The sequence below is a fragment of the Nocardioides sp. genome (assembly GCF_030019515.1).
GTDB lineage: Bacteria > Actinomycetota > Actinomycetes > Propionibacteriales > Nocardioidaceae > Nocardioides.
This window is the reverse complement of the sequence record NZ_JASEEQ010000006.1, coordinates 177989-191128: the sequence shown is the minus strand read 5'-3', so window position 1 is coordinate 191128 and position 13140 is coordinate 177989. Positions and strand designations below refer to the sequence as shown.

The window sequence follows — 13140 nt, the reverse complement described above, 5'->3', positions numbered from 1 at the left end:
TCCGCGTCGGAGTCGCGCCACTCCGCCGCGATCAGGCGTCGTGCGTACCGGTCAGGACAGCTCGGCGAGCCGGGCCAACCCCGGACGGAGGTGGGTCGCGAGTCGCTCGCGGGCATCGTCCAACGCCGCAGAGCCCGGGTACTCGGGCGGAGTCCGCGCCGGGTTGATCGCCGCAGCGTTCGCCCACTTCTTGATGTCGGGCTCGGCCATGAAGGACAGCACCGCCTGGGTGCCGTGGACGTTCATCCGCGCCCAGCCGGCCATCGAGTTGCCGAAGCCGGTCGGCGGGCAGAGGCGGTTCTTGTCCTCGTCGTCGTGACGCGTCGCCTCGACGTACCCGACGAGGGCCGCACCGAAGCACGGGAAGCCGGCCCTGACCGCCTGGAGCGTGATGCCTTCCGGCCGCCAGACCGGGACGAGTGGCGGGTACTTCAGGCCGTCCGCCGCACAGTGGACGACCAGGGCGTCGTCCGCGACGGCGACCGAGCCGTCGGCGAAGGCGAGCCTGCCCCGGTCGGCGGCCTCGAGGTGTCCCCGTCGCAGCACGTTCTCGAGGGTGCGCAGCTGCTCGAGCTCCCACAGGGCCAGCGTGGGGGCCTTGGCCATCGTCGGCATCACGGTGCGATCGATGCGGAGCATGATGCCGGCGTCCTCGAGACGGAGGAACAGGTCCTCGAGCGAGGTGGACTCCGCCCCTGCCTGCATCGTGTCCGCGGCCATGCGGGTGAAGGTCGCAGGATCCGGTTGGACGACGGCTCGGTTCATCATCCACGGCTCGCGCGGTCGCACCCAGCAGATCGCGTCCGGGTCGACCCCGCGGGAGAGCAGCCAGATGCACGCGTCGGTCGCGGTCTTCCCCGAGCCGACGACGACGTACTGGCTCGGGGCTTCGCCGAGTCGGGCGAGCCCGTTGACCGGCAGGACGCGGGCGGCGTCTGTCACCACGAAGGGCGCCGGCTTCTCCGCCGGGATGCTCGGCGCCAGGTAGTGGGCGTCGACGACCCGGCAACGCTCGGGCACCTCGAACCGTTCGCCCGAGACACGGGAGACGACCGTTCTCGCGCCGAGGTACTCGCTGTTGGGGAAGAACTCGACCTTGCCCGACTCGACCATCCGGTCGAGCAGCCTGGCGTAGTACGTGCAGATCTCGGACTGGGTTGCCCGCTCCTGCAAGCCCTTCTCGGGTCCGTGCTGCTGCAGCTGGCCGCCGCCGAGCAGGGTCGACGCGACGCCGTAGAACGCCGAGGCTTGGTGCAGCCGGACGAAGGGATAGGCCTCGAGCCAGTGCCCACTCGCGCTGTGTCGACGATCGACCAGTGCGACACGTACGTCGGCGTGGTCGATCAGCGCGTCCGTGAAGGCCATGCCCATGGCGCCGGCGCCCACCACGAGGTAGTCGGCGTCCACCATCCGGGTCACGGCACCACGGTGGCACGGCCGTCGGATCGCGTCCATGACCCGTTGGTGTCCTCTGGTCGCGCGCAGATACCGCGAACAGGGCACGAACGAACCTGCGTCACGTCGCGCGAGCCGGACGCGCCGATCTGCCGAGATGAGCGTGCATTGCCCCTGAAGGCGGACGGAGACGGGGCGGAGTCTCGGCCGCGGTCAGTCCTCTGCGGTGGCCTCGTTCGTGTCGTACCGGTCGAGGTTGTGCAGCACCGCGTCGGTGGCCCGGAGTAGGGCGCGCGCCTGGGTGGGGCTGAGGGCGGCGAAGAAGAGCTCGCGGACGCGAGCGACGTGGGTGGGTGCGGCGTCACGTATGGCGGCGAGCCCGGTGTCGCTGATGCAGACGAGCGGAGCGCGGAGGTCGTCGGTGCACGTGTCGCGTCGGACGTAGCCTCGTTGCTCCATGCGTCGGATGTGGTGGGCCAGGCGGCTCTTCTCCCATTGCAGCTCGCACCTGAGCTCGCGGGCCCGGAGGGAGCCGTCCGGCGCCTCGGAGAGGGTGGCGAGGACCTCATAGTCGGAGATGGACATGTCGGAGTCGGTCTTGAGCCGTCGGGCGAGCGCCGCGGTCAGCTGGGCGTGCATGCGGAGGAAGCTGCGCCACGTCCGCTGCTCCTGGGCGTCCAGCCAGTCACTCATGACCGTGTGTCCGGCGGGCGGTCTCCACGAGCTCCCTGACCGCTGGGGCGACCTCGGCGGCGAAGGTCTCGGTCAGGGTGGCGTCGTCGGAGGCGAGGATGAAGCCGCTCGTGCCGTAGGTCAGGGCGACGTCGGCGAGCTCCTCAGCCCACTGGCTCGGCGGGCCCTGGAGGAATCCACGGCCCTGGGTGGTGAAGTGGCCGCCGATGTTGAGGAAGCGCCGGATGCCGCCGGGCTCGCGGCCGGCGGCGAGGGCCGCCTCGTCAATGTGACGGTTCATCTCGGTCAGGTCGGGCAGGCCGTTGGGGAGGTACTGGATCGAGGGGAGCCAGCCGTCCGCCGCGCGCCCGACCAGGCGCAGGATGCGGGGCTTGTAGGCGCCGACCCAGATGCCGACCGGGTGTGCCGGTGCCGGGCCGCGCTTGGCACCGTGGACGGTGTAGTGCTTGCCGCGCACGGCCAGTACGCCGGGATCGTCGGTGTCCCAGATGCCGCGGATGATGGCGATCGCCTCCTCCAGCGCCTCGATGGACTCCCCGGGCGTTCGCCGGGGGCCGCCCATGCCGGCGACGCCGTCCCAGAAGGCACCGGCGCCGATGCCGAGCTCGATGCGGCCGCCGCTGAGGAGGTCGAGGGTGGCGATGGCCCTGGCGAGGACGGCCGGCGGGCGCAACGGGAGGTTGGTGACGTTGGCCGAGAGATGGATCCGCTCGGTGCGGGCGGCGGCGTAAGCCAGCAGGGTCGAGGTGTCGTGGAACTTGGCGATGTAGGGATGGTCCTGGAAGGTGACCAGGTCCAGGCCCGCGCGGTCGGCGACGACCGCCTGCTCGACGGCTTGGTGGACGGGGCGGTTGGCGGGGGTCACGAAGGTGCCGAAGACCAGGTCGTGGCCGTAGTCGGTGGTCATGAAGCGCTCCTGGTGTCGTCCTGGGTCGGGGCGATGTTGAAGTTGTCCTGGAACAGGTTGTGCGGGTCGAGCTGTGCCTTGAGGCGGCGCAGCCGGGCGAGCGTGGCGGGCGGGAAGGCGTCGGCGATGCGGTCGGGGCTGCGGTCGCTCTCGAAGCTGAGGTAGAGCCCCTCGGAGTGGCGGCGGACGGGCTCGAACCACTGGTCCAGTCGCTGGGCGTTGCCGCCCATCACGGTGAGGGCGAACCGGGTGTCGCGGTGCGCGTAGGCAGTGGCGTCCGACGCGACGTCGGCCACGGCACCGCCGACCGTGCGGATCTGGTACCAGTGTGAGACGCCGCTACGGATCAGGTCGGCCGAAGCGGCGGCGAAGCCGGGGGTGATCTCGCGGACGAGGGCGGAGCGCGAGGCCGGTTCGCCGCGCCCGTCGTGCGGGGCCTCGGGGAACATGTTCATCACCGCGGCGTACGGCGCGATGACGACCTGTTGCTGCACCAGCGGCGCGATGTCGACGAACGGCTGTAGCTGGCTGATGATCACGGCCGGGTCGGAGGAGTCGACCATCGCCATCACCTGCGCCATCCCCTGGCCGAGGATCAGGAACGGTGTGGTCTCCCGTGGGAGGTCGGCGACGACACGGCCGAACGCCTCCAGGTAGGCCGCCGGGTCGGGCGCCTGGAACGCCAGCTGGGCCCAGCCGACCTCGTCGACCTCGTCGACGACGAACTCGAAGGCGACCGCGACACCGAAGTTCGCACCGGCCCCCCGGACCGCCCAGAACAGCTCGGAGTTCTCGGTGCCGCTGGCCCGCACGAGGGTGCCGTCCGCGAGCACCACCTCGACCGCTCGGAGGTGGTCGATGGTCAGGCCGTGCTTGCGGTTGAGAAACCCGATCCCGCCCGCGGTGGCGAGTCCGCCGACACCCACTCCGCCGTAGTCGCCGGAGCTGAGCGCCCACCCGTGCGGCTGCAGAACCTTGGCAACGTCACGCCAGCGGGCGCCGGGGCCGATGCGGACCAGCCGGGCGGCCTGGTCGAGCACGGTGATGTCGTCGAGCGCGCCGACGTCGATGACCAGGCCGCCGTCATTGGTCGAGCGGCCGCTGATGCCGTGCCCTCCGCTGCGGATCCCCAGCGGGAGGTGCCGGTGCTGGCGGGCGAAGCCCAGAGCGTCCGCCACCTCGGCCTCAGAGCGCGGACGCAGCACCAAACCGGGGTTGCCCCCGCGCAGGTACGTCGAGCGCACCTTGCCGAACGCCGCATCCCCGGGCTCCACGGCCATCTCGACCAGGTCCTCCGGGACCTCGTCGTAGGCGATGTCCGGCCGGCGACGAGCACGCACGTCAGCCCGTCGCAACCGACGCGAGGTGAGCGCACCCGGCGGCAGCGCCCGCTCGGCACCGTCCCGGACCGCCGGGGCCACGTCCTCGATGAAGGTCCGCATCTGGCTCACACCTGCAGCAGCGCCATCGGCACGGAGGACGAACAGGCTCATCCCGTGGTCGACCACCATCGCTACCAGGGCGTCGGCGTCGAGCGCGGCCGGCCCGGTCACGGTCACCGCCCTTCGTACCTCACGCGGATCACGGCCGGCATCGGTCGCGGCACCGTCGACGACCGCGCTCAGCGTCTCAAGACCCCCGAGGTCGACCTCGGCGAGGTCGACCGTCCACCCGTCGGCGACCCGACCGGCCAAGCCGGCGCCGGCAGCGTCCGAGGCATGCACCCAGAGCGGGACCTCCTGCTCCAGACTTGGGCCGGGCTCCGCGCCGGAGAGCCGGTGGTAAGTCCCCGAGTGGCTGGCCCGACTGCGGCGGGCGGTGTCGTGCAGCGAGCGGATCACCGCAACGGACTCCTCGACCGCGTCGAGGTCCACGGCCGGCGTTCCCGCACCGAGCATCACCATCGCCCGACCCTGCGACAGCAGCTGGAGACTCCCCGCTCCCCGGGCAATGATCGACGCAGGTCGGGCGGTGGCTCGGAGCCGCGAGGCACCCACCTGCACAGTCGACGTCCGCGCGGCCGACCACGCGGCCAGCGTCAACGGATCGGCGTCGCCCTCCTCGACCCCATCAGCGAAGGACACCAAGTCGTAGCCGAGCTGATCAGCCAGCACGGCCAGCGACACCGCGTCACCGGGCGCCCCGGCACCGCCGAGGATCTCGACACCGAACCTGACGGGATGACCGTAGCTACTCACAGCGCCGCTCCACGAACGAGAGTCGTTGACACATCAACCATCATAACGGCTTTGGTTGATACATCAACCCTCGCCCGAGGGCTGTCCTCGGCCAGGCAGCTAGCTCTTGCTGCCTTGCCGGGTGGGGGCCAAGGTGCCGAAGGTGGAGGCACGTTGAACTCGTCCAGCGCGTGGGTCAAGCGCCGCCGGGCGACCGGAGCCGCGATCCGGGCAGCAGCGACTACCTGCGTCGCACCGCCGCGTCAGCGATGCCGCCCGTCGTGATCGCGACGGACAGCATCCCTCGGCGAGCGATCAGCCGACCTCACCTGATGCATCGGGCTCCGGCTGGGCAGCTGCCAGCCGAGCGAGGACGGCTCTGACGAGGACGACCGTGTCGGCCTCGTCATGTCCGAAACTACGGAGATAGGCCGTCATGCCGTGTTGGGCGATCTGCAGCTCCTCGTCCGTGAGATGGATCGTGTTCATGCTTCCAGGGTAGGACGGCCGGCGGCTGTGCAGTACCAGCTTCTGTCCCCAATACCGACGTCATATCGGCTCCCTTCAGACAACTCGCAGGACGGCCGGATCAGCCGCGATCCGGCTCTCGCTCAGGTACGGCGCTCCGCGCCCGTACACCCGCCCGATACCCGTCCTCATGGAGCTGTGCGAGCTTCCCGAGCACCATGGGAGAAGTTCCAGATGCGCGACCGAAGGCCGCGTCCTAGAGTCCGTGTCGTGGCGGACATGTGGGCAACCATTGCGAGCGAACGCGGCGCACTGGCGAAGGACCTCGCCGACCTATCAGGTGACCAGTGGGCGACCCAGTCATTGTGCCCGGACTGGACGGTGCACGACGCGCTGGCGCATATGACGTCGACCGCGCACGTCACGCCACCGGCGTTTCTTTTCGGGCTGGCCAGCTCCGGATTCAGCTTCGAGAGGTTCAGCCGTAAGGGCATCGAGCGTTGGCGCGGTGACAGTCCTGCGCAGACGCTGCAGAGCTTCCGGGACGTGCAGCACAGTCGCAAGCACCCGCCGGGCCCGAACACGACGTGGCTGGGCGAGTTGATCGTTCACGCTGAAGACATCAGGCGCCCACTCGGAATCCGGCACGTCTATCCAGCAGACGCGGTGCGCCAGGTGCTCGATTTCTACAAGGGTTCGAACGCCCTCATCGGCACCAAGCGTCGCATCGACGGCGTCACCCTGCGGGCCACTGACACCGACTGGACGCACGGCTCCGGGCCGGAGGCGTCCGGACCGATGCTGTCGCTGCTTCTGACCGGGACGGGCCGCAAAGCAGCTCTCGACGATCTCACTGGCGAGGGTGTCGCAGTGCTGCGCTCGCGGGGCTGAAGGTCGACCACCGCCGACCGCGAGCCGGGCGCCGGCCGTAGGCACCGTCCCCTGTACCACCGCCGGCGGTGACCACGTCATCTCGTTCCCGCCACCGCAACCACCGATCGCCCGCACTCGACCGCCGTGCGGGCTGGTGGTCAGCGTCGACCGCGGCGCTCCCAGGCCCACAGCCCGACGGCCAGCGCGACGCGGTCGGCGAAGGTCCGCGGATCCGCACCGGTCAGCTCGCCGATCCGCTTCAGCCGGTGGCGCAGTGAGTTCGGGTGCAGATGCAGGTCCTGCGCGGTCCTCGCGATCGAGCCTGCTCCGGCGAGGAAGGCGCGCAGCGTCGCAACGAGTGCGGTGCCGTGATCGCGGTCGTGCTCGGCCAGCGGGATCAGGAGCGTCTCCACGAACGGACGCAACCGGTCGAGCGGCTGCTGCTCGAGAAGGCCGTCGAAGCTCACCAGATCTCGGTTGGTCGCCGGTGCCCCGCGGCGACGGGAGAGGTCCAGTGCCGCGACCGCGGCGGGCAGTGCGGACGCGACGTCGCCGAGCAGGCAGGGCGCTGCGACCCCGCAGGGCAGGGCGCTGTCGACCGCGACCTGCAGCACGACGTTGCCGTCACCGCTCAGGCTCACGCAGGTCCCGGTGCCGCCCCCGGCACCCGGAAGGTCGGCGAACAGCGCGCCGCCCAGGCCGTCGGCGATCAGGGCGGCGGCCCTCTCGGGCCAGGCGGCGAGGACCATCCGGCCGTCCGCGTCGACTCCCGCGGCGGTCAACGCGTCGCGCAGGCTCTCGGGGTCGGCCTTCCCCTCGGCGACCAACCGGAGCAGTCGGCCGGCCTCCGCCCGCCGGTGGGCGAGGGCGAGGTCCTCCTCGTGACGACGTACCGCGAGCACGGAGCCGACGTGCCGCAGCATCGAGGATGACGGTGGTACGTCGGTGTCCCCGGTCGGCTCCCACCCGAGCTCGCCGTCGCGGTAGGCCAGCCGACCGCCGAGCTCGGAGGTGACGATCGCGAGCAGCTCCTCCAACGACCGGTCGGCGGCCATCGCGTCGAGCAGCTGGACGGACAGCTGGTGGACCTGCCGCTCCACCGCGGTGCGAGCCTCCGCGCGCCGGTCGGCGAGCAGCTCGGTGATCGCCTGGAACGGGACTGCGGCGGGGACCTCGAGCAGTGGCAGGCCGCGCTCGCGACAGGCCGCGAGGAGGTCCTCGGGAACCGCCTCGGTGACGTCCCCCACGCCATAGCCCACGGCACAGGCGCCCGCGTCCAGCAGCCGATCCACGAACGGCCCGCACTGCGCGGGGTCCTCCGCCAGCGAGGTGCCCACGGTCAGCACGAGCTCGCCGCCCTGGAGATAGGGCCGCGGGTCCACCAGCTCGGTGGGATGAGCCCAACGGATCACCGCGTCGATCGCATCGTCGGCGGCGAGCAGCCTGAGGCCGAGGCGCGGCACGGCCAGCAGGTCGCGCACGGTCATCGCACCCACCGGGGCGGCGGGCCGGGCCGGAGCAACCGGAGCGGCCGGAGGGTTGCCGGTCACGCTCGCAGCCTACGGCCCGCGGGCGTTGTGCAAGTCCACATCGGCCCACCCACCCCGTTGGCACTTCGGCCGAAGTTGTGGCGCTCCATCTTGTCCGCCGAGTGACCTGGCTCTCATCCTGTGCGCAACCCCGAGAGGATCCACGCATGCCGACTGAGCAGATCCGGACCGAAGACGTCCATTCCGACCATCGCCTCAAGCGCGAGTTCACGCTCTGGTCCGCGTTCGCGTTCGCCTTCGCCTTCATCTCGCCGATCGTCGCGCTCTACGGCATCTTCGGACTCGCCTACAGCACCGCCGGTCCCTCGTTCTGGTGGAACTTCCTGATCGTGTTCGGGGGCCAGCTCCTGGTCGCGATGGTGTTCGCCGAGCTCGTCTCGCGCTGGCCGATCGAGGGCTCGATCTACCAGTGGTCCCGGAAGCTGTTGGGCCAGGGCTACGGCTGGTCCGCGGGGTGGGTCTACATGTGGACGTTGGTGGTCGCGATGTCGGCCGTGTCCATGTTCGCGGCGGGCTTCGTCGGCAACGTGTTCGGCTGGGAGTTGAGTGCCGGCGAGCAGGCGATGGTCGCCTGGGTGATCCTCATGCTCGGTACGGCGGCGAACATCGCCGGCCGCCTGGTGCTCCGGATCCTGATGACCAGCAGCATCATCGCCGAGATCATCGGCTCGATCGGCCTCGGGATGTGGCTGATCCTGTTCCACCGCGAGAACTCGTTCTCCAGCCTGACCGACGGGTTCGGCGACCCTGGCTACCTGAGCCTCTCGGGGCCGTTCCTGGTGTCGATGGCCTTCGTGGGCTGGTCGTTCGTCGGCTTCGAGAGCGCCGGCTCGATCGCCGAGGAGGTCCATCACCCGCGGCGGAACCTGCCCAAGGCGGTCATCTTCTCGATCGCCTTCATCGCCCTCATCGTGATGTTCTCCGCCCTCGCGATCATCCTCGCCATCCCCGAGGACATCGCCGCCAACAGCGCGGACCCCGTCTACGACACGCTCGCGTTCCAGCTCGGGTCGGGCCCCGCCAAGCTGGCCGAGGTCTTGTTCACGGTCGGCTTCCTGGCCTCCTTCCTGGCCCTGCAGACCTCGGCCTCGCGGCTGATCTGGTCCTACGCTCGCGACCGGGCCCTCCCGGCGCCGCACCTGATGGCCAAGCTGACCAAGGTCCAGAAGCAGCCGGTGTCCGCGCTCCTGGTCGCCACCACGATCGGGACGATCGTCATCGTGCTCAGCCAGCTCGCGCCGGACTTCTACACGCTGATGCTCAACTTCACCTCCGGCGGCTTCTACCTGGCGTTCCTGTTCCCCCTGGCGGGCAACCTGGTGGTCCGGCTGCGCGGCGGCTGGCAGCCCGGGCCGTTCAGCCTGGGGCGCTGGAGCATGGCCGTCTCGGTGGCCGCGGTGCTGTGGGCCACCTTCCAGTTCCTCAACATCGCCTGGCCCCGCAACTTCTACCCGGACACCCCGTTCCTCAACTGGTCCGTGGCGCTGGCCGTGATCGCCCTCGCGCTCGTCGGCGCAGCGATCTACGCCGCCCGGCGCGACGAGATCACGACGTTCCCGACGTTCGAGGTCGACGACCCCGAGGACGACGCGGAGACGCGCGAGTATCTCGCCGGCGAGTCGGCGTCCACGGCGGAAGAGACCCGCGCGCTGGACGGCGTGTGAGCACCGGCAGCGTGCCTGACGCGGAGCCGCGGCCACGCGTCGCGATCGTGACCGGCGCCGCGAGCGGCATCGGAGCCGCCGTGGCCGCGGAGCTGACCAGCCGCGGCTGGCGCGTCGCCGGCTTCGACCTGCGTCCCTCCGAGTGGGACGCCAGCACGGTCGTCGACGTCGCGGACGCTCCAGCCGTGCAGGACGCGGTCGCTGGCGTCGTACGCGAGCTGGGGCCGGTGGACGCGGTGGTCTCCGCGGCCGGCCACTACGCGATGGCCGACTTCGGCGACATCACCCCCGCGGAGTGGAACGCGATGCTGCGCGTCCACCTCGGCGGCCTCGTGAACCTCGTCCGTGCCGTGCTGCCGCAGATGACCGAGCAGGGGCACGGCAGCATCGTCGCCGTGACCTCGGAGCTGGCCATCGGGGGCGGGGATCGCGATGCGCACTACGCCGCCGCGAAGGGTGCGATCATCGGCCTGGTCCGCAGTCTCGCGGCCGAGGTAGCCGACACCGGCGTCCGGGTCAACGCCGTCGCACCCGGGCCCACCGACACGCCGCTGATCGGGGCCGACTCCCCGTGGCGCGACCCGGACTACCTGGCCACCATCCCGCTTCGCCGGCTCGTCGCACCCGAGGAGGTCGCACGTACCGTGACGTACCTGGTCGAGGAGGCCACGTTCATGACCGGTGAGATCCTGTCGCCGAACGCCGGGGCGGTGATCTGATGACTGCGGCCCAGCGTCCGCTGGCCGGCCGGGTCGCCCTCGTGACCGGGGCGGGCCAGGGCATCGGGCGGGCCATCGCCGAGCGACTCGCCCACGACGGCGCCACCGTGGCCGTCAACGACATCGAGCACGACGCCCGGGTGGACTCGGTGGTCGCCGCGACCGGCGGTGTGGCCGCCCCGGCGGACGTGTCGGACCGCGAGGCGGTGTTCGCGCAGGTCGACGACCTCGCGCGGACCGTCGGCCCGGTCGACGTCCTCGTCCTCAACCACGCGTACATGACGATGGGCGCCCTCGTCGACCACGACCTCGACGACTGGTGGCGGGTCGTCGACACCAACCTGGGCGGCGCGTTCCACCTGATCCAGGCGGTGCTGCCCGGCATGTTGCGCGCCCGCTTCGGGCGGATCGTCATCGTGTCCTCGGAGTGGGGCGTCACCGGCTGGCCGCAGGCGACGGCGTATGCCGCGTCCAAGGCCGGGCTGATCTCCCTGACCAAGACGCTCGGTCGGGAGCTGGCGCCGCAGGGCGTCATCGTCAACGCGGTGGCACCGGGCGTCATCGACAGCCCACAGCTCGAGGTCGACGCCCGAGCCGCGGGAGTCACCCGGGAGCACATCGTGGCGGAGTACGCCCAGGGCATCCCGATGCGCCGCGTCGGGCGGCCCGACGAGATCGCGGCCACCGTGGCGCTGCTCGCCGACCCGCGAGTCGCCGCGTTCGTGGGGCAGGTCCTCCAGGTCAACGGCGGGTCGACCCGCTCCCGAGCCTGAGCGCTCGCAACGCAACGAGAAGAAGGAGCCCCATGCACGAGCCTCGGGTCAACGACGGCGGCACGGTCGGACCGGTCGACGGTCTGCAGGTCCCCCGATTCGCGGGGCACAGCACGTTCGCGCGACTACCTCGCCGAGAGGACGTGGAGGCGTTCGACGTGGCCGTGGTCGGCGTCCCCTTCGACTCCGGTGTCACCTACCGCCCCGGCGCGCGCTTCGGGCCGTCGCACATCCGGCAGGGTTCGCGCCTGCTGCGGCCGTACAACCCCGCGCTCGACGTCTCGCCGTTCGCCGGGGTCCAGGTGGTCGACGCCGGCGACATCGCCGCCAACCCGTTCTCGATCGAGGACGCCCTCGAGCAGATCGAGGCGGGTGTGCGGGAGCTGTCGGCGGACGGGCGCAACGTCGTCCTGCTCGGCGGTGACCACACGGTCACACTGCCGGCGCTGCGTGCCCTGAAGGCACAGCACGGGCCGATCGCGCTGGTGCACTTCGACGCCCACCTCGACACGTGGGACACCTACTTCGACGCGCCCTTCACCCACGGGACGCCGTTCCGGAGGGCCTGGCAGGAGGGCCTGCTCGACGCCGACCACACCATGCACGTGGGGATCCGCGGGTCGCTGTACTCGCGAGACGACCTCGCCGATGATGCCTCCATGGGCTTCTCGATCGTGCCGGCCCGCGACCTGGACCGCCTCGGCGCGGATGGCGTGGTGGAGCGGGTCCGCGAACGGGTCGGCGACGCGCCGGTCTACATCTCGATCGACATCGACGTGCTCGACCCCGGTTTCGCCCCGGGCACCGGCACCCCCGAGGCCGGCGGGCTGACCAGCCGAGAGCTGCTCGAGATGGTCCGCGGGTTCGCCGGCGCGCACGTCGTCGGCGCCGACGTCGTCGAGGTGTCACCGCCGTACGACCACGCGGAGATCACCGCGATCGCCGCGGCGAACCTGGCCTACGAGTACTGCTCGGTCTTCGCCTGGAACCGCCGGTGACCGGCGCGACGCCGGGCCCCGTCCCGGCCGGGCCGATCACCTGGCCGAACGGATCGACGGCCGCCGCCTCGTTCTGCTTCGACGTCGACGCCGAGTCGGCCGTCCTCCATGCCTCGCCGGCGACCGCCGACCGGCCGGGGGTGATGAGCCACCAGTCCTACGGACCGCTCGTCGGGGTGCCGAGGATCCTCGGCATCCTCGACCGGCACGGCCTGCAGGCGACGTTCTTCGTGCCCGGCTACACCGCCGAGCGCTACCCCGGCGTCGTGCGAGACATCGTCGCCGCGGGCCACGAGGTCGCCCATCACGGGTACCTGCACGAGACCCTCGAGGGCGTCGACCCCGAGACCGAGGCGACGTACCTCGATCGCGGGCTCGAGGCTCTGGAACGCGTCGCCGGCGTCCGGCCCGTGGGCTATCGGGCGCCGATGTGGGAGCCGACCTGGGCGACCGCGTCGCTGCTCGCCGAGCGTGGGTTCCTCTACGACTCCAGCCTGATGGACGCCGACGTCCCCTACGAGCTGGCGACCGCCGGCGTACCGGACGTTCCGTCGATCGTCGAGATCCCGATCCAGTGGGCGCTCGACGACTGGGAGCAGTACTGCTTCATCCCCGGCGTGTCCGGGGAGGGCCTGATCGAGAGCCCCGCCAAGGCACAGGAGATGTGGAGCCTGGAGCTCGACGCGATGCGCTCGGTCGGCGGCTGCTTCGCGCTCACCAACCACCCGTTCCTCAGCGGCCGCCCGTCGCGGGCGCTCGCACTCGAGCGCGTCGTCGAGCGGGCCGTGCAGTACGGCGACGTCTGGGTCGCTCCACTACGTGCGATCGCCGAGCACGTCCGCGCCCTCGGCCTGACGCCGCGCACCCTGTCCCGGCCGGTCCTCGATCCTCAGTAGCCCAGCCCGTGCTCGGGCTGAGCCGAG

12 protein-coding genes are annotated in these 13140 nt (G+C 71.1%); 6 read left to right on the top strand and 6 right to left on the bottom strand.

Annotation, left to right across the window (positions count from 1 at the left end; all coding sequences use genetic code 11):
- Positions 1-51: 51 nt before the first annotated feature.
- The 5 genes from QMC84_RS10765 to QMC84_RS10745 form a co-directional block, all read right to left on the bottom strand.
- Positions 52-1410, bottom strand: a complete 1359-nt coding sequence (locus QMC84_RS10765; RefSeq protein ID WP_300374876.1) for a pyridine nucleotide-disulfide oxidoreductase — start codon at positions 1408-1410, stop codon at positions 52-54.
- 198 nt (positions 1411-1608) lie between these two features.
- A complete protein-coding gene (locus tag QMC84_RS10760) occupies positions 1609-2088 on the bottom strand; it encodes a MarR family transcriptional regulator (RefSeq protein WP_300374698.1) in 480 nt (159 codons plus the stop codon).
- Complete coding sequence (locus tag QMC84_RS10755; protein ID WP_300374696.1) at positions 2081-2995, bottom strand: LLM class flavin-dependent oxidoreductase; 915 nt, start codon at positions 2993-2995, stop codon at positions 2081-2083. Before QMC84_RS10755 ends, QMC84_RS10760 begins: the two co-directional genes overlap by 8 nt.
- Entirely contained in the window at positions 2992-5193 is a 2202-nt protein-coding gene (locus QMC84_RS10750; protein ID WP_300374694.1) for an LLM class flavin-dependent oxidoreductase, read from the bottom strand. The genes QMC84_RS10755 and QMC84_RS10750 overlap by 4 nt, the downstream gene beginning before the upstream one ends.
- A gap of 294 nt (positions 5194-5487) precedes the next feature.
- On the bottom strand, positions 5488-5661 hold the full coding sequence (locus QMC84_RS10745) for a hypothetical protein (protein WP_300374692.1): 174 nt from the start codon (positions 5659-5661) through the stop codon (positions 5488-5490).
- A gap of 258 nt (positions 5662-5919) precedes the next feature.
- Between QMC84_RS10745 and QMC84_RS10740 the strand changes: the two genes are divergently transcribed.
- Positions 5920-6531 (top strand): maleylpyruvate isomerase family mycothiol-dependent enzyme, encoded by a 612-nt coding sequence (locus QMC84_RS10740; protein ID WP_300374875.1) that lies wholly within the window; start codon positions 5920-5922, stop codon positions 6529-6531.
- A 140-nt stretch (positions 6532-6671) separates the two neighbouring features.
- On the opposite strand, the gene QMC84_RS10735 is transcribed toward QMC84_RS10740, so the two are convergent.
- A complete protein-coding gene (locus QMC84_RS10735) occupies positions 6672-8063 on the bottom strand; it encodes a PucR family transcriptional regulator (protein ID WP_300374690.1) in 1392 nt (463 codons plus the stop codon).
- A 146-nt stretch (positions 8064-8209) separates the two neighbouring features.
- Here QMC84_RS10735 and QMC84_RS10730 point away from each other — a divergent pair, with 146 nt between their 5' ends.
- The 5 genes from QMC84_RS10730 to QMC84_RS10710 are packed head-to-tail and all read left to right on the top strand — an operon-like array spanning position 8210 to position 13113.
- A complete protein-coding gene (locus QMC84_RS10730; protein ID WP_300374688.1) occupies positions 8210-9727 on the top strand; it encodes an APC family permease in 1518 nt (505 codons plus the stop codon).
- 11 nt (positions 9728-9738) lie between these two features.
- Positions 9739-10446: an SDR family oxidoreductase gene (locus QMC84_RS10725; RefSeq protein WP_300374686.1), complete on the top strand. Its 708-nt coding sequence runs from the start codon at positions 9739-9741 to the stop codon at positions 10444-10446.
- Positions 10446-11219 carry an SDR family NAD(P)-dependent oxidoreductase gene (locus QMC84_RS10720; RefSeq protein WP_300374684.1) on the top strand — a complete coding sequence of 258 codons (774 nt, stop codon included), beginning with the start codon at positions 10446-10448 and terminating at the stop codon, positions 11217-11219. Before QMC84_RS10725 ends, QMC84_RS10720 begins: the two co-directional genes overlap by 1 nt.
- Before the next feature lie 32 nt (positions 11220-11251).
- Positions 11252-12217 (top strand): agmatinase, encoded by a 966-nt coding sequence (speB, locus tag QMC84_RS10715; RefSeq protein WP_300374682.1) that lies wholly within the window; start codon positions 11252-11254, stop codon positions 12215-12217.
- Positions 12214-13113, top strand: coding sequence for a polysaccharide deacetylase (locus tag QMC84_RS10710; RefSeq protein ID WP_300374680.1), 900 nt, complete (start codon positions 12214-12216; stop codon positions 13111-13113). Before speB ends, QMC84_RS10710 begins: the two co-directional genes overlap by 4 nt.
- The last annotated feature ends 27 nt before the right edge of the window (positions 13114-13140 follow it).